17 protein-coding genes are annotated in these 15,138 nt (G+C 53.7%); 9 read left to right on the top strand and 8 right to left on the bottom strand.

The genetic code is table 11. The features are described 5' to 3' along the window. Nucleotides 1–50: 50 nt before the first annotated feature. Entirely contained in the window at nucleotides 51–275 is a 225-nt protein-coding gene (locus tag QJT81_03730; protein ID WGZ95111.1) for a hypothetical protein, read from the bottom strand. Between the two features lie 21 nt (nucleotides 276–296). Between QJT81_03730 and thiS the strand changes: the two genes are divergently transcribed. The 5 genes from thiS (at nucleotide 297) to purU (ending at nucleotide 3,874) form a co-directional block, all read left to right on the top strand. Next, nucleotides 297–497, top strand: a complete 201-nt coding sequence (thiS, locus tag QJT81_03725; protein ID WGZ95110.1) for a sulfur carrier protein ThiS — start codon at nucleotides 297–299, stop codon at nucleotides 495–497. 16 nt (nucleotides 498–513) lie between these two features. Beyond that, the gene (locus tag QJT81_03720) at nucleotides 514–1,311 is read left to right on the top strand and encodes a thiazole synthase (protein ID WGZ95109.1); all 798 of its coding nucleotides are present in this window, start codon (nucleotides 514–516) and stop codon (nucleotides 1,309–1,311) included. 14 nt (nucleotides 1,312–1,325) lie between these two features. Further along, the gene (gene trmB, locus QJT81_03715) at nucleotides 1,326–2,030 is read left to right on the top strand and encodes a tRNA (guanosine(46)-N7)-methyltransferase TrmB (protein WGZ95108.1); all 705 of its coding nucleotides are present in this window, start codon (nucleotides 1,326–1,328) and stop codon (nucleotides 2,028–2,030) included. 123 nt (nucleotides 2,031–2,153) lie between these two features. Next, entirely contained in the window at nucleotides 2,154–2,885 is a 732-nt protein-coding gene (locus tag QJT81_03710) for a hypothetical protein (GenBank protein WGZ95107.1), read from the top strand. A 95-nt stretch (nucleotides 2,886–2,980) separates the two neighbouring features. Then, nucleotides 2,981–3,874 carry a formyltetrahydrofolate deformylase gene (gene purU / locus QJT81_03705; protein ID WGZ95106.1) on the top strand — a complete coding sequence of 298 codons (894 nt, stop codon included), beginning with the start codon at nucleotides 2,981–2,983 and terminating at the stop codon, nucleotides 3,872–3,874. Nucleotides 3,875–3,879: 5 nt separating this feature from the next. Here purU and QJT81_03700 read toward each other — a convergent pair whose 3' ends face one another. The 5 genes from QJT81_03700 to speA all read right to left on the bottom strand — a co-directional run bounded on the left by QJT81_03700 (nucleotide 3,880) and on the right by speA (nucleotide 9,277). Then, nucleotides 3,880–4,887, bottom strand: coding sequence for a M14 family metallopeptidase (locus tag QJT81_03700; protein WGZ95105.1), 1,008 nt, complete (start codon nucleotides 4,885–4,887; stop codon nucleotides 3,880–3,882). A 12-nt stretch (nucleotides 4,888–4,899) separates the two neighbouring features. Continuing rightward, entirely contained in the window at nucleotides 4,900–6,318 is a 1,419-nt protein-coding gene (locus QJT81_03695; GenBank protein WGZ95104.1) for a glutamate--cysteine ligase, read from the bottom strand. 63 nt (nucleotides 6,319–6,381) lie between these two features. After that, on the bottom strand, nucleotides 6,382–6,630 hold the full coding sequence (locus tag QJT81_03690) for a YcgL domain-containing protein (protein ID WGZ95103.1): 249 nt from the start codon (nucleotides 6,628–6,630) through the stop codon (nucleotides 6,382–6,384). 4 nt (nucleotides 6,631–6,634) lie between these two features. After that, on the bottom strand, nucleotides 6,635–7,354 hold the full coding sequence (locus tag QJT81_03685) for a hypothetical protein (GenBank protein WGZ95102.1): 720 nt from the start codon (nucleotides 7,352–7,354) through the stop codon (nucleotides 6,635–6,637). 21 nt (nucleotides 7,355–7,375) lie between these two features. Continuing rightward, complete coding sequence (speA, locus tag QJT81_03680; GenBank protein WGZ95101.1) at nucleotides 7,376–9,277, bottom strand: biosynthetic arginine decarboxylase; 1,902 nt, start codon at nucleotides 9,275–9,277, stop codon at nucleotides 7,376–7,378. Nucleotides 9,278–9,736: 459 nt separating this feature from the next. On the opposite strand from speA, the gene QJT81_03675 reads away from it, so the two are divergent. From QJT81_03675 to QJT81_03665, 3 genes are read left to right on the top strand one after another with little or no spacing between them, the layout of a single operon-like run. Then, complete coding sequence (locus QJT81_03675; GenBank protein WGZ95100.1) at nucleotides 9,737–10,222, top strand: hypothetical protein; 486 nt, start codon at nucleotides 9,737–9,739, stop codon at nucleotides 10,220–10,222. Nucleotides 10,223–10,253: 31 nt separating this feature from the next. Then, nucleotides 10,254–11,546: a HipA domain-containing protein gene (locus QJT81_03670; protein WGZ95099.1), complete on the top strand. Its 1,293-nt coding sequence runs from the start codon at nucleotides 10,254–10,256 to the stop codon at nucleotides 11,544–11,546. Further along, a complete protein-coding gene (locus QJT81_03665) occupies nucleotides 11,546–11,824 on the top strand; it encodes a helix-turn-helix domain-containing protein (GenBank protein WGZ95098.1) in 279 nt (92 codons plus the stop codon). Before QJT81_03670 ends, QJT81_03665 begins: the two co-directional genes overlap by 1 nt. Here the strand turns inward: QJT81_03665 and recQ are convergent. After that, on the bottom strand, nucleotides 11,763–13,658 hold the full coding sequence (gene recQ / locus QJT81_03660; protein ID WGZ95097.1) for a DNA helicase RecQ: 1,896 nt from the start codon (nucleotides 13,656–13,658) through the stop codon (nucleotides 11,763–11,765). The two genes, QJT81_03665 and recQ, sit on opposite strands and share 62 nt — an antisense overlap. Nucleotides 13,659–13,675: 17 nt before the next feature. Continuing rightward, nucleotides 13,676–14,056 (bottom strand): fluoride efflux transporter CrcB, encoded by a 381-nt coding sequence (crcB, locus tag QJT81_03655; protein WGZ95096.1) that lies wholly within the window; start codon nucleotides 14,054–14,056, stop codon nucleotides 13,676–13,678. 146 nt (nucleotides 14,057–14,202) lie between these two features. Between crcB and QJT81_03650 the strand changes: the two genes are divergently transcribed. Continuing rightward, the gene (locus QJT81_03650; protein WGZ95095.1) at nucleotides 14,203–15,051 is read left to right on the top strand and encodes a hypothetical protein; all 849 of its coding nucleotides are present in this window, start codon (nucleotides 14,203–14,205) and stop codon (nucleotides 15,049–15,051) included. The last annotated feature ends 87 nt before the right edge of the window (nucleotides 15,052–15,138 follow it).

Below are 15,138 nucleotides of genomic sequence, written 5' to 3'. Positions count from 1 at the left end.
GAAATTTAGCAAAAGTTACGGTAAAACTGAAAAAGCTCAGGTTTCGTTGGTCAAATTGAGTAAAAAATCGGCTGAATATGCGGCGTTCGGTCAATGCTGAAAATTGAGCAACTCAGTTTGTCGGATTTTGCAAGTCGCTCATTAGTATCTGAAGTTTTATAAACTTCATCTAACTGATTAAACTCAACTTCTCGACCAACCATTAAATTGGACACAATGCGGCCTGAAGAAGTGTTATACAGTTCTGCCTGCTTGTGATGTAATAGCGACTCCATAAAACTCTCCCGGACAATCTGATGGAAATACTCGTCAATGGCGCTTCACACATAGTGCCGGTAGCTACGACAATGACACAATTGCTTAACATTCTAACGTTGCAAGACAAACGACTAGCGGTCGAAATCAATCAGGAACTGTTGGTACGCAGTCAATTTGACACCTTCGTACTACAACCCCATGATACGGTTGAAATCGTCCACGCCATCGGTGGCGGTTAACCATAAGGAACTAGCAATGCAGTACACACCTACTTCTCAGGACACCCTCACCATTGCAGGCAAGGAATATTCATCCCGCCTGTTGGTTGGCACCGGCAAATACAAAGACTTAGCAGAAACCCAAGCCGCCACCGAAGCCAGCGGTGCGCAAATTATTACCGTCGCGATTCGCCGCACCAACATCGGTCAGAATAAAGACGAACCCAACCTATTGGATGTGATTTCCCTAGATAAATATACCCTACTGCCCAATACCGCAGGCTGTTACAACGTCGAGGATGCCGTGCGCACTTGCCGCTTAGCACGTGAATTACTGGATGGTCACAAGCTGGTCAAACTGGAAGTGCTGGGCGATGCCAAAACCCTTTACCCTGACACGATTCAAACCCTGAAAGCGGCTGAAATTCTGGTAAAAGATGGCTTTGATGTCATGGTATACACCAGCGATGACCCGCTGATTGCGCGTCAATTGGAAGAAATCGGCTGTGTGGCTGTCATGCCGCTGGCAGCACCGATTGGCTCAGGTTTAGGCATTCGCAACCCATATAACATCCTTGAAATCATTGAAAACGCTAAGGTTCCGATTATCGTGGATGCCGGTGTTGGCACGGCTTCAGATGCAGCGATTGCGATGGAAATGGGCTGCGATGGTGTGCTGATGAACACCGCCATTGCAGGCGCGAAAAACCCCGTGCTGATGGCTTCCGCCATGAAAAAAGCCATTGAAGCTGGGCGCGAAGCCTTTCTTGCCGGGCGGATGCCACGTAAACGTTATGCCTCCGCTTCCTCACCGCTGGAAGGCACGTTCTTCTAAACACTGGCAGAGTCATGGATACAACAGCAGCACCGCATCGCGCCATTAAGAGTTTCGTCTTGCGGCAAGGTCGCGTCACCAAGGCGCAGGAAGAAGCATTAACGAATCTATGGCCGATTTTCGGCATCGAACCCAGTGACACGCCGCTCGACTTCCCCACCCTATTCGGGCGCGTTGCCCCGGTAACGCTGGAAATCGGCTTTGGCAATGGTGATTCCCTCGCACAAATGGCAGCCGCCGCGCCGGAACGTGATTTCATCGGCATTGAAGTGCATACCCCCGGTGTGGGGCATTTGCTCAAACTGATCGGCGATCAGGGTTTGCAAAATGTGCGGGTGATGAATACCGATGCGGTCGAAATCCTGCAACAACGCATCCCCGTCCATTCGCTGGATCGGGTGCAACTGTTTTTTCCTGACCCTTGGCACAAGAAAAAGCACCACAAACGCCGCATCGTGCAAGCACCGTTTGTCAACCTGATTGCAACACGCCTACAGATGGGCGGCGTGTTCCATTTAGCGACGGATTGGCAGCCTTACGCCGAACACATGGCGGAAGTGCTGGAAAACAACTCTAATTGGCTAAATTTAGCCCAAAACACCCCTTATTCGCCACGCCCGGATAGCCGCCCACTCACAAAATTTGAGCAACGCGGCTTACGTTTAGGTCATGGCGTGTGGGATTTACTCTACACAACCGTACATCCAACCCATTTATAGGCAAATCCAAGCCTTTTATCAGAATCCGAATTGCGTTCATGAGTGCTCTGACGGAAACTAAACACACACGAAGACAAACACAAAAACGTTTAGTTTCAATATCTTATAACAAGGAGCACTTTTATGAAAGCCATTCGCCACACATTAGTCCGTACCATGACGGCTACCGTTGCCTTCTCTGCTTTAACACTGTTCAGTATGGAAGCCAGTGCTGCCGTTCAATACCGCATTGGTTTTGACGCTGCCAGCAACAATTATACGGTTTACATGACCCCCGACTCCACGCCTAACCCGGATATGCTGTTATCTGCACAAGTCACACTCGTCGTACCACACTCAAGCAATAACGCCTTTTCCGTGGATAATATTACCAGCCATATTAACGGCGTGAATTGGATGGATCATTCACGGGTGGATGCACCCAGTGAAAACACTCAAGCCGACTATGTATCATTAGGCTATTACTTCAGCGGTTCCGGTGTTCCGAACTTTGGTTGGGTAGCAGGTCAAGAAAAGAAAATCCTGAGCTTTACCAGCAATCAAGGCTGCGTAGCCGGGGTCAAACTGATCGACAACCAAGATGCCTTTAGCCAACTGCCTAACTCGGCTGGCACTAACCCTGGCAACGACTTCTTAAACCTCGGCTGGCAAATGAGCAATGCGTATACCGGCAATTACGGTGGTGCTGTGACCTGTGATGCGCCTACGCCAGCGTGTGATGCCAGCCAAGACCAAGCCACGCTGGATACCATCGCAGCATTGGAACAACGTTTACAAACCGTTACCAACCCTAACACCAAAAAAATGCTGTTGGGTCAAATCCAACGCTTGCGTGACAGCTTGGTATGCCAATGAATCTAGCAGCAAACCGCCGGACAGTAGCAGTCCGGCGGTGAACGGGTACGGTAAAGCATTTAATTTCCCGCCTACTAGGGTAAAATACGGCCTTTGTGAAAAACACTAGCTACCAGCACAAGGTCATCATGCACGCAAATGCCTACATCCTCACCGTCACCTGCCCCGCCAAAACGGGTATTGTCGCTGCTGTCACCAGCTTTTTAGCAGAATCCCAATGCTACATTACCGAAATGGCGCAATACGATGACGAGATGACCCAGAAATTTTTCTGCCGGATTATGTTCCGCCGCGATAGCCAGTTATCCCCCACGATTGAAACACTGCGCCAACAATTTGCGGTGATTGCCGGAAATTTTGCGATGCAGTGGGGCATCACCAATGCCACCCGCGCCACCCGCGTGGTGCTAATGGTCTCCAAGGCGGATCATTGTTTGGTGGATTTGCTGTACCGCAAGAACAAAGGCGATTTGAATATGAACGTCGTCTGCGTGGTTTCCAATCACATGGAGTTACGTTCGTTGGTGGAACGTGAAGGCATCCGCTTTGTATGCTTACCCGTCGACAAAACCAATAAAGCCGAACAAGAAGCGCGAATGTTGGAAATTGTCGCTGACACCCAAGCCGAATTGGTGGTGTTAGCGCGTTACATGCAAATTCTTTCCGACGACGCCTGCCGGAAATTGGCGGGCATGTGCATCAATATCCACCACTCATTCCTGCCCGGATTCAAAGGCGCACGCCCTTACCACCAAGCCTACGACCGTGGGGTGAAACTGATTGGGGCTACCGCGCATTACGTCACTTCAGATCTGGATGAAGGCCCGATTATTGAGCAATCGGTAGAGCGCGTTGACCACACCTACCAACCCGAAGCCCTCGCTGCCTTGGGGCGTGACCTCGAAAACAGTGCCCTCGCCAAAGCCGTGCGGCTACACATTGAGCGGCGCGTGTTTATGGATGGCAATAAAACCGTGGTATTCAAATAAGCCGTTCAACCTAAACGTTTCATCAAATAGCACAGGCAATCTTGCCGGATAACAGTTTCATCCAGCGTCAGCATCGCAGGCATTAGCGGCTGCTTGAGTTGGATGCGCCCTTGCTGACGGGTGAAGAAATGCTCCCCGACTTCGACACCTTCATCATCCCAAGCGTGTAAGCGAGCGTGCGGATGGGCAGTGGTAGCAAACGCCGTCCCCGCTGGTAATTCCGAGAAATTGTAATGGTCGAGTGCCGGTAACAGTTGAATATCCACCATCGGATCAATAAAACTGAAACTGTATTGTTCCGGCAATGTCACCCGTGCCACCGTTTGGTAAATCTGCATGTCGTGCGGCGGTAGCGGGTGATCGGGCAATTCCTGCAAATGCAATACCGCATCCAAAAATTCCAGCACATGCTCAACCCCGTGCGCCACACCGGGTTTGCCACACTCCACCGTCACTGCCGGGCAATGCGGCGCAAACGCCATCGACTGCACCCCACGCGGCGTTTCAAAATACACCGCAATATTGGCGAACAACCGCGCCAATTGCAGCGCACGATTATCCAGCACATTGACGCAGCCGTAATGCGGATTTTTACCGGTATTATTGTGAACGTCGATGCTGGCAAACAAACCTTTGCCCAGCATAATGTCGGTCACTTGCACCATTAAGCGGGTTTCATCGCAATCCCCTAACGCGCTGCCCGGCCACACCCGGTTATAATCGGGCTGACCTTGCAAACGGCGTTTCCCGAACGTCGCCGCTTCGATATTGCCGAAAAATACCGAAAGTGAACGCGGTAACGCTTGCGTCTGGTACTTCTGTAACAGTTGCTGAATGGCGAAAAAACCTGTGTCTTCATTGCCGTGCAATAGCACCGAAATAAACACACGCGGCTCACGCTTGCCCTGCAAATGCAGCAGCGTTGGGTTCGGCATCAAAGTGTGCAAGTCACGCGGACTGCGCAACGCAAAAAAGCCCGCTGGTAAGGTATCCAATTCAGTCAATGTCAGCATGTGTGGTTATTCTCAATCCATAGCCCAAGTGTGAACAGGTGTGTGAGTACGCTGCAAGCGCACATAATCCAGCAATAGCCGGTAAAAACTGCCCTGAGTCCGCGCCAGATGACGCTGTTGCCACACTGCCCCGGTTTGCCCAGTTTCAATCCGTGCTGCAATAACACTCAGATAATGGCGAATATCCACCTCCGCAATTCCCAATTGTGCCAAACCTTCTGCTGCTTGCGGCAACAGCTCATCCAACATCAATGGCGGAACCTGCCATTCCTGACGCTGCCAACGCAATGTGGCATCCAAGCCCACCCGTGCCGCGTTATAGAAATTTTCACGCGCAGTGGCAAATGCCATTGGCAAAGGTTCGCCAGCACACAATTGCGCCGCGATATACTGGGTCAACCCGTAAAATAACGCCGCATTCGCCAGCATATCCGGCACGCTAGGGCCTGCGGGCAAAATGCGGTGTTCGAGACGAATATGCGGCGTACCGTCAGGATCAAACCCCACCAGCGGGCGATTCCAGCGCCAGACCACCCCATTATGCAAGCGTAAGTGGGCAAAGCGTTCGGCGGGTTCATCCAACAACTCCGGCAATAACACGGGGTAAATGTCGCGGTTTTCCTCAAAACATTCCGCAATACTGCTGTCTGCAAACCCCGAACCGAAACTCACCCGTGCCGGACTCTCACGCCCGGCATCCACCGCTTGCTCAAACACCGGAATCCGCGTTTCCTGCCACAAGGCACGCCCGAACAGAAACGGCGAATTCCCCGCCACCGCCATAATCGGTGCCGAGGTAATCAGCGCCGCGTTATAGAAATGATGGGCAACGTCTGCCGACACTTGCCAATGCACCTGAAACGAAGTCGTCACCGCCTCCAGCATCACGCTATCGTGGTGAATATGCAGCGATTCGCGCCCGTCAATTGCCATGCGTAACGGTCGCCCCTGCCGCGCTTTGAGGATTTCAGCATTCAACACATGGTAGCGGTTGGAATCGGTCATGGTTGCCAAACCAAAATCACTTTGCGCGGCACTGGGTAAAATGCCGATCAGCACTAAGTTTGCATCGAGGGTTTGCGCTGCCGTATTGGCACGTTCCAGCAATTCGCGCAGGGAAGTTTCAAATTCAGACAGCGCCAACGCCGTCAGCGGACGCGGGGGTGTATTCAGCTCAATATTAAATTTTGCCAGTTCCGTGGTCGCCAACGAGCTGTTTAAGGCGTGTAAAAAAACGGTATTGCAGGACAAGGGGCGTAAGTGTACATCCGTGAGCCAGCCTTCCAACTCAAAGCCACCCATGGAGGGTTGCTTGGAAAACCTCCCTGCCGTTAGCTGCTCGCGCAGCAAGCGGGTTTCAACATCCAAACGCCGCGCGTATTCTCGCCAGTCTTCAGGACTAAAATGGTCATGTGCAATTTCCTGCCCCATCTGTCACCTCCCGTCAGCATGGTTTGATTATGCCACGTTTACCGGCTTAGTGATTGATACTCGTCAGCAAGGCAGTTCTTCATTGGGAGGAAGTTGCAAGAAAAAGCCATTCTCCTGCATCACCCGCCGTACTTCGCTGGCTGCAACCTTGAATTGCAACTGGCGTTCATCGTCCAGAAAAAACTCAAACGAAAACTCAGGCACACCAAAAATCTTCAATAAAACCTCAGGGACTCGCGCAAAATTATCCTTTTCCGGCAGGAACAGGAAAGACCCTTGTTTGCGCCGACTGCGGTAAACGTAGCATTGCATGACGTTACTCCTTGCCTTGTTCGTGTGTCATCAGCGCCGCCTCGCGGATGTCAGCAGTTTTCAGAGTGCGCGTCACCGTGCCACCGTTCAAGCGCTCCTCCAAACCAATCTCATTGGCAGAGGCAGCCACCAGCTTGCCTTCACGCTTGCGCCCGTCTTTCTGCGTAATGCGCACGTATTGCCCGATATTGTCCGACAATTTACCCAGTTCAATCGGCTTGAACACCACGTGGTATAAAGCACTAGAAGGTAAGCTTTTCGCCCCCGCCAACACATCCGCCGGTTTGGGCGCAGGAGCAGGCGCAGGAGCAGGTGCAGGAACTGAGGCTGCTATGGCAACCGCTGGCTGCTCAGCACGGGCATTGGGAGGAATGTCAATGGTATGCGTGACTGGTGCGGCTTCTGCTGGGGTTTCCTCCGCCTGCGGTGCAGCACTCACCGGCGCAGACACATTCATCCCCATTGCTTGCGCATGACGGTACACATGCTGGTTCGCACCCGCAAACCATGCCACCGCCGCCAGCAATATACCGATAAAGCTGGTTAGCACCCAACCAGATACCCGATGCCACATCGCAGGCAAAGTCAACACATTAACGCCCGGAATCAATGCCACCAAGCCAGTAACCGGATGCCGCTGGAAACACAAGCCCGCCATGACCAACCAACCCAGCAAAAACAACACCGCGCCTAACAGCAGTACGCCTAACAATACGTATTCCATGATTTTCCTATTTGCCCCGAATTAATCTTCGAGGTAAGTATAACCGATTAAACCCGCTTCTATTTCACGCAATAGCATTTTTTGGCGCTCAGAATCGTCCACGGCAGCGGCCAGTTTACGGCGGCATTGCGCCAGCAAATCTTTCGGCTCGAAATGCACATAGCGCAACAGCTCATCAATGGTGTCACCGCGTTCCGGCTCGGATAACTTATAACTGCCATCCGGCAACAATTCCACATTGATGGAATCGGTGTCGCCAAACAGGTTATGCAAATCACCGAGGATTTCCTGATACGCGCCCACCATAAAAATCCCCAGCAAATACGGCTGATCTTTTTGCAGCGAATGCAGCGCCAGCGTACTTGCCAGCCGCCCGCTTTCGACGTAATGCGACACCGTACCGTCCGAATCACAGGTCAAATCTTGCAAGGTGACACGCCGATCTGGGTTTTCCTGCAAGCGGTGCAGCGGCATAATCGGGAAAATCTGCTCAATCGCCCAGGCATCCGGCATCGACTGGAACAGCGAGAAATTGCAGAAATACTTATCCGCTAACTTTTCCTGCAAGCTGGTTTGAATTTCCGGCTCTAAGGCTTCAAACAGTTCCGGCTGGCTGAGCAATTTGCGGCAAATCGCACGATGGAATTCTTCCGCCCTAGCCCGCTGGTTGAGGTCGATCGAACCGTGCGCGTACATGCCGTGCGCCTCGTCCAACCAATACGCCGCGTCGTGGTAGATTTCTGAAGGCGGTAAGCGCTTACGGTTGTGATACAGGCGGAACAGATTGTGCAAGATCATCGGGTCATCATCGTCCGGCTCACTCAGCATCGGCTGCACTTCGGGCTGTTCGGGGTCAGTGTCGATGACGTTAGTGATTAAGACCGCGTGATGGGCGCTCAAACCGCGCCCGGATTCGGAGATGAAATCGGGAAACGGCAGTTCGTATTCTTCGCACACGTCCTGCACGCTGCGCACGACGGTATTGGCGTATTCCTGCAAGCTGTAGTTGATTGAGCATTCATTGCGCGAACGGGAGCCATCGTAATCCACGCCCAACCCGCCGCCGACATCGACCACGCGAATGTTGGCGCCCAAGCGATGCAATTCCGCGAAATAACGGCTGGCTTCGCGCATTCCGCGTTGAATATCCTGAATATTGGCAATCTGCGACCCCATGTGAAAGTGCAGCAATTGCAGGCAATCGAGTTTCCCGGCGGCTTGCAACTGCTCAATCATATACAAGGCTTGTGCGGCAGAGAGTCCGAATTTGGATTTCTCACCGCCGGTGTTTTGCCATTTGCCTTTGCCGAGGGTGTACAAACGGGTGCGAATGCCGAGTAATGGCTCAATGCCCAGTTTGGCAGCTTCTTCCAGCGTTTCGGCGAGTTCTGAGGGTTTTTCCACCACGATGAAAATGCGATGCCCCATTTGCCGCCCGATCAAGGCAAGGCGTAAGTATTCGCGGTCTTTGTAGCCATTGCAGATAATGGTGCTGCCGGTGGGGGCTGAACCGAGTACCGCCATGAGTTCGGGTTTGCTGCCTGCTTCCAAACCGACTTGTGTGCCGCCGCCTTTGAGGATTTCTTGAACGACGCTGCGTTGCTGGTTCACCTTGATGGGGTAAATCGCGGTGTATTGGCTGCTTTGCCCGCAATCGGCAATCGCTTGGTTGAATGCCCCCTGCAAGCGTTGCACCCGGTCGTGCAGCACATTGACGAAGCGTACTAACAGCGGAAAGCGCATTCCATCTTCGTTATGAACGCGCATGGCGAGGGCGTGTAAATCGACTTGTTGCGCCGGGTTGCCGGGGACGCACATAGCGACATTGCCCGCTGCGTTAATATCGAAATAGCCATCACCCCAATGCTGGATGCTGTATAGGCGACGGGCGGCTTCAATGTTCCAAGTGTTGTGGGTGTACATGGTATTCCTGCTGGCGTGGGTGGCACGGTTTCAAGGTGTGCAGGATACTAGAAAAGTCGCCAAAATAAATACCCCCGCTATGGAGCCGGGGGTTAGAGGAGTCGAAGCATGGTCAGGCAATTTATTGTTATTGATGTTTAAGCCTGCTCTCTGCCTCTTGGGGCTTGCTGATAAATTTTTTATGTTGTTTCGCTGTTCTGACTGAGAAACACATTGCAATGGGTGTGCCAACGTTGGCGACTCTGATTAAGTTATTGATAAGGTTGATTGGAACTGTTTTTGACGGGAAAGAGTGCTAGGCATTGGCTTGGCAATGCTGTCAGAAAACGACAGGGTGGCGGCAGAGAGTGACAGAGGTGACAGAGACTGGCTATCCTCAGTCCGCAAACCATCAATTCCGCATGGGTACGCAAAGAAATCATCTTCGCCGAAAACAACGGACATAACGTTATTCCGCTGATGCTACCGGGTATTGAGCCTTCCGCTTTGGTGATGTGGTTTGATGAGGAACCGGTCGGGGTCAAAATTGGACTCGATCCCGGCAAACTCAACGAAGCCATGCCCCGCATCCTCGCCGCTCTCAGCGAACGCCTGCCTGACGATTTGCCCACTGAACAAACCATCGAAAACAAACCCCCTTTTGCAAAGGGGGGGGATGGAAGAGGTAAAGGAGGGGCTGGGGGAGGATTTCTCCTCTTCACCACCCGCGAACCCCTTCCCGCGCCGTTCCACCACACAGCCCGCGAGATTGTGTTGGGGGCGTTGAGCGTGACGGATGCCAAGGCGTTGGTGATGCAGGTGATGAACAACGAAGGCTTGCACCTGCGCCATGATGATCAGGGCAATACGCCGCAGGAAGTGGACGATCTATCGGGACTTGACAAATTCCCCCCATCCCCAGTCATTGACATAGATAACGCAATATATTGCAGATTTGATAGCTGAAAAGCCAATGATTCCGCACTATAATGCAGAAATGAAAACAGATTGCACATTTGAGCTTTTCCTCAACGGCGCATGGCGCAGCGTTGGCAGCATGGCCTTGCTGGAAGCGGCGGACAAAGGCTGGCAAGGCGCTGCTTACCTCGGTTATGCCGTTGACCATGCCATCCAGTACGCCGGACAACGTGATGCCACCGCCCTCTCATGGACATTTCCGGTCAACCTGACGCCCCTGCACAGCCCCCATTGGCCCGGTTTCATCATGGACTTGTTGCCCCAAGGCTACGGGCGGCAGGAATTGCTGCGTCAACTGGCCTTGCCCGAACGCGCCGAAACCAGTGCAGACTGGGCGTTATTACTCGCAGGCACTGGCAATCCGGCGGGCAATTGCCGGGTACGTGAAGCATACGACTGGCTACAATCCCGCAACACCGCCCCGCCACAAGGTTTCAGCCTGCAAGAAGTGGCGCAGCGCGGGGAACAGTTCGCCGAACATTTGGCCAACCATGGCCTGTTTGTGGCAGGTTCATCCGGCGTGCAAGGCGAATGGCCCAAACTGTTACTGACAGAAAACCACGCCGGGCAGTTTTTTCTTGATCACACCCTCCCTGATGCAGAAGCCAAGCAACACTGGCTGGTCAAGTTCGCACGCGGGCAAGACCCGCACCTGAACACGATCCTGCATCTCGAAGCGGTGTGGATGGAACTGGCGCGTTTTCTGGGGCTGCGCGTGCATGGCGCATTATTATTGCAGGAACGCGCCCTGTTCATCCCCCGTTTTGACCGGCAACGGACACCGCAAGGCTGGCAACGTCATGCCCAGGAAAGCCTGTACGCGCTCTGCCAGTGCAGCGGCTTTGGCGCACGCCTGAGCCATAACGCCGCCTGCGTCGCATTGGCTGCCGCCGCCACCGACCCCGTTAGCGAAATTGCCGAATACCTGAAACGTGACATCGCCAATGTAGTGTTGGGCAACAAGGACAACCACGGGCGCAATACCGCCATCCAGCGCCGGGAGGATGGCTGGGTGGGGCTAACGCCGCTGTTTGATTTCGCCCCGATGGTGCTGCACCCGGATGGGCTTGCCCGCAATATGCGCTGGGAAGCGGATGACTACGGCTCACCCGACTGGCGTTCTGCCATCCGTCAGGCTGCCGCAGCGGCACACTTGCCGGAGGAAACGTTACAGCAAGCTGTCGCGGTCATGATACCGCCACTGACCACGTTACCGGATTTCATGCATCATTTGGGTATTGCACCAGCAACGGTGGAACGGTTTACCTCGGCCTGCCTGAACGCAGCCAAACAACTGGAGGATTGCTGCTAATGGACAAACGTTACCACCCGCTTTCACCCAGCGAACAGTTGCAACAACGGATTGCCTTGCTGGAAAGCATCCGGCAACAGCCGGGAATGTCACTGGATCAGGTTGTGCGCCAACTGCGCACCGGTTTGCGCCTGACCGTGCCAGAATACGCACGCTTGGCAGGGGTTGCGCCGCGCACCATCCATGCCGTTGAAGCGGGCAACGCCAACCCTTCGCTCAATACCGCCAACCAGTTGTTACAGCCGTTCGGACTAAAGCTGGGCGTAGTAACGCTGTAGGTTTACCCCCCGACACCACCTCCAAAAACGCCTGCCCATACTGCGTCAGTTTACGCTCCCCAATCCCCGTAATACCCCGCATCGCCTCCAGCGTTTGCGGGCGTTCATCCGCCATTTGCAGCAAGGTGGAATCGTGGAAAATAACGTAAGGCGGCACACCCTGTTCCTGTGCCAAGCGCAGTCGCAGCGCACGCAAGGCTTCCCACAAGGCTTCCACCTCAATGGGCATGGTATCGCGGTTAAACCGAGGTTTGGCGACAGGATCACCTCGCACACGGTCACGCCGCACCCTTTCGCGCTTCTGCTCCTTGCGCAAATGCAACTCGATTTCCCCACGCAATAACGGGCGGGCATTATCGGTCAAACGCAAGCCGCCATGCCCGTCCACATCCACCGTCAAATACCCCAGCGCAATCAGTTGGCGGAAAATATTGCGCCATTCTGCATCTGAATGTTCCTTACCAATCCCAAACGTGGAAAGCTGCTCGTGGCGAAACTGGCGGATGCGTTCATCATCATTGCCCAGCAACACCTCAATAATGTAGTTGACCCCGAAACGCTGCCCAGTGCGGTACACGCACGACAAAGCTTTTTGCGCCGCCACCGCTGCCTCCCACACTTCCGGCGGATTCCGGCAATTATCGCAATTCCCGCACGGTTGCGGTGTCGGTTCACCAAAGTAGCTCAACAAGGCTTGGCGGCGGCAGGTGGTCATCTCGCACAAGCCCAACATGGCTTGCAGCTTGTGGTGTTCGATGCGCTTTTGCTGCTCGCTGGCGGTGGATTCCTGCATCATCTGCCGCAAGGTGATGACATCTTGCAAGCCATACGCCATCCACGCATTCGCAGGCAAACCGTCACGCCCCGCCCGCCCGGTTTCCTGATAATAGGCTTCGATGCTTTTCGGCAGGCTCAAATGCGCCACGAAACGCACATCCGGCTTGTCAATCCCCATCCCGAACGCAATGGTGGCAACGATGATCACACCCTCTTCGCGCAGGAAACGTTGCTGGTGATGGCGGCGCGTGTCCGCATCCATTCCCGCATGATACGGCAACGCGGTGCGCCCCTGTTGCGCCAGCCATGCGGCGGTATCTTCGACCTTTTTGCGCGACAGGCAGTACACAATTCCGGCATCTTGCGAATGGTTCGCGTCGATAAACTGCCACAATTGTTGCCGCGCCTGCTGCCCTTGCTGGATGGTGTAGTGAATATTCGGGCGGTCAAAACTGTTGACGTAAATATCAGCGCGTTGCAGGCGCAATTGCTCGATGATTTCCTGGCGGGTACGCTGATCCGCCGTCGCCGTCAGCGCAATGCGCGGCACACCGGGGAAACGTTCCGCCAGCATCGACAACTGCTGGTATTCAGGGCGGAAATCATGCCCCCATTGCGACACACAATGCGCTTCGTCGATCGCGAACAAGCTGATACCGATGGTGGTGTGCAAGCGTTCCAGCAAGGGCAGCATTTTTTCGCTGAGCAAACGTTCCGGCGCGACATAGAGCAGGTCGATGTCGCCCGCCAGCAATTCACGCTCTACCCGCTGCACCGCGCCGTAGTTGAGCGTGGAATTGAGGTAAGCGGCACGAATACCCAATTGCAGCAAGGCATCGACCTGATCCTGCATCAAGGCAATCAGCGGCGACACGATAATCCCCACGCCATCGCGCACCAATGCTGGAATCTGGTAGCACAGCGATTTGCCGCCGCCCGTCGGCATCAGCGCAAGGACATCACGATCTTGCAGCAATGAGCCGATAATATCGCGCTGGTTCAGGCGAAAATCGGCGTAGCCGTAGGTGTTGTTGAGAATGTGGTAGGCACGTTGCATAGCGCTATTGTTTCACCTTAAGGGGTTCGTAACCACTGCCATGTTGCCATACCTGTCAGTGTCATGAGTAACGAACCGACCACATGCACGCTAATAACCCCCGCTGCCCATGCCATACGCCCGTTTTGGAACAACAACATGACTTCCGCCGAAAACGTCGAAAACGTCGTCAAACTGCCGCAAAAGCCGGTGATGATCAGCAGCTTCCATTCGGGAGACAGGTTGGTGCTGGAGAAAAATGCAATCGCCAAGCCGATGGTGTAAGCACCCAGCAAATTAGCGGTGAGCGTACCCACCGCCAGATGCGGCAACAGCGTGTTGAGCTTCAAACCTAACAACCAGCGTAACCATGCACCAAGTGCTGCACCAATGGCGATGGCGAGGAAGGTTTTCCACATGAACGTTATTCCCTGAATTTTTAATCCGTATTCGATTCTGCTAGCTCCACAAGAGTGTGTCAAAGCATGATTCGACGGTAATGGTAAGGTTTTTTGCACTCCCACAACTCACACGCATACTGAGCATTTTTCATTGGGAGTTGCCCATGCCATTCCACGGTGTCTTACCCCATCGCCAACACCTGTTCCAGCCGCAACCCGTGCAAAACATTGGCGTGAACGATACTTACGCTTGGCAGCTTAATCCTGAGCATCGTCATGTTTACGACAAATTAGCACTGGCACTTGCGCAAAGCTTGCAAGCTGCGCCGTGTGGCATTGACCCGCTGAGTGCCGGTATCGACGCGACAACACCACTATTCGTCAAACCGATTACCAATTTGTTAGGCATGTCGCTGGATGCGCAAGCCACTACCGCAGGCGCTTTGGCGAGTGGGCATACGCCGTGCGCCCCCGGCTGTTTTTGGAGTGAATACTTGGTCGGCGACCACACCAGCACCGATTGTTTGGTACTCGCGGGCAAAGTGCTGTGGTTCGCGCACACGCAAGGCGCGGCTCAGAAAGACAAGCAACGCCCGATTTATTGGCATATCGGGGTACGTTTACCTGCGATAGAGCCGCTGCTTCGCGATTTGATCCAAGCCCAACTTCCCGGTTACACCGGACTGTGCAATGTAGAAATGATTGGTGGCAAGGTTATCGAAATGCACTTGCGCGGCTCCAACGGCTTCTTCGATTTTTACGGCGCACATTTTGTACCCGCTTGGGTGGAATTGGTGGATAAACGCGTCTGGCATGGGCTGGAATCCGTGCGCGAAGGCTATGTTTATTCGCTGTTTGGTGAGGGGGAATTGCCTGCGGATTATGCCGAGATTGCGGCGGTGCATGGGGTAACGGTTGTGCCGGATACGGCAACGCGGGATCGGATTGCTATTGTGTATGCGGATACGCTCGCTGCGGCAGAACAGGTCGCCATGCGCTTGTGTGGTGTGTAATTTTTCCGTCAAATAAAAACCCCACAATCATGGCGACCACCTGCTATCCGACGCAAAACGTATTACAAAGCACCAAACAATCAAGGA

This window comes from Candidatus Thiothrix putei (assembly GCA_029972225.1).
Classification (GTDB): Bacteria; Pseudomonadota; Gammaproteobacteria; order Thiotrichales; family Thiotrichaceae; genus Thiothrix; species Thiothrix putei.
The sequence above is the reverse complement of the archived record's forward strand: the minus strand, read 5'-3'. Positions and strand labels throughout refer to the sequence as shown.

What these genes read in the sequence shown, in the direction of transcription:
- QJT81_03730 (WGZ95111.1), bottom strand. Translation starts at nt 275, where the DNA reads ATGGAGTCGCTATTACATCACAAGCAGGCAGAACTGTATAACACTTCT.
- thiS (WGZ95110.1), top strand. Translation starts at nt 297, where the DNA reads ATGGAAATACTCGTCAATGGCGCTTCACACATAGTGCCGGTAGCTACG.
- QJT81_03720 (WGZ95109.1), top strand. Translation starts at nt 514, where the DNA reads ATGCAGTACACACCTACTTCTCAGGACACCCTCACCATTGCAGGCAAG.
- trmB (WGZ95108.1), top strand. Translation starts at nt 1,326, where the DNA reads ATGGATACAACAGCAGCACCGCATCGCGCCATTAAGAGTTTCGTCTTG.
- QJT81_03710 (WGZ95107.1), top strand. Translation starts at nt 2,154, where the DNA reads ATGAAAGCCATTCGCCACACATTAGTCCGTACCATGACGGCTACCGTT.
- QJT81_03700 (WGZ95105.1), bottom strand. Translation starts at nt 4,887, where the DNA reads ATGCTGACATTGACTGAATTGGATACCTTACCAGCGGGCTTTTTTGCG.
- QJT81_03695 (WGZ95104.1), bottom strand. Translation starts at nt 6,318, where the DNA reads ATGGGGCAGGAAATTGCACATGACCATTTTAGTCCTGAAGACTGGCGA.
- QJT81_03690 (WGZ95103.1), bottom strand. Translation starts at nt 6,630, where the DNA reads ATGCAATGCTACGTTTACCGCAGTCGGCGCAAACAAGGGTCTTTCCTG.
- QJT81_03685 (WGZ95102.1), bottom strand. Translation starts at nt 7,354, where the DNA reads ATGGAATACGTATTGTTAGGCGTACTGCTGTTAGGCGCGGTGTTGTTT.
- speA (WGZ95101.1), bottom strand. Translation starts at nt 9,277, where the DNA reads ATGTACACCCACAACACTTGGAACATTGAAGCCGCCCGTCGCCTATAC.
- QJT81_03675 (WGZ95100.1), top strand. Translation starts at nt 9,737, where the DNA reads ATGCTACCGGGTATTGAGCCTTCCGCTTTGGTGATGTGGTTTGATGAG.
- QJT81_03670 (WGZ95099.1), top strand. Translation starts at nt 10,254, where the DNA reads ATGAAAACAGATTGCACATTTGAGCTTTTCCTCAACGGCGCATGGCGC.
- QJT81_03665 (WGZ95098.1), top strand. Translation starts at nt 11,546, where the DNA reads ATGGACAAACGTTACCACCCGCTTTCACCCAGCGAACAGTTGCAACAA.
- recQ (WGZ95097.1), bottom strand. Translation starts at nt 13,658, where the DNA reads ATGCAACGTGCCTACCACATTCTCAACAACACCTACGGCTACGCCGAT.
- crcB (WGZ95096.1), bottom strand. Translation starts at nt 14,056, where the DNA reads ATGTGGAAAACCTTCCTCGCCATCGCCATTGGTGCAGCACTTGGTGCA.
- QJT81_03650 (WGZ95095.1), top strand. Translation starts at nt 14,203, where the DNA reads ATGCCATTCCACGGTGTCTTACCCCATCGCCAACACCTGTTCCAGCCG.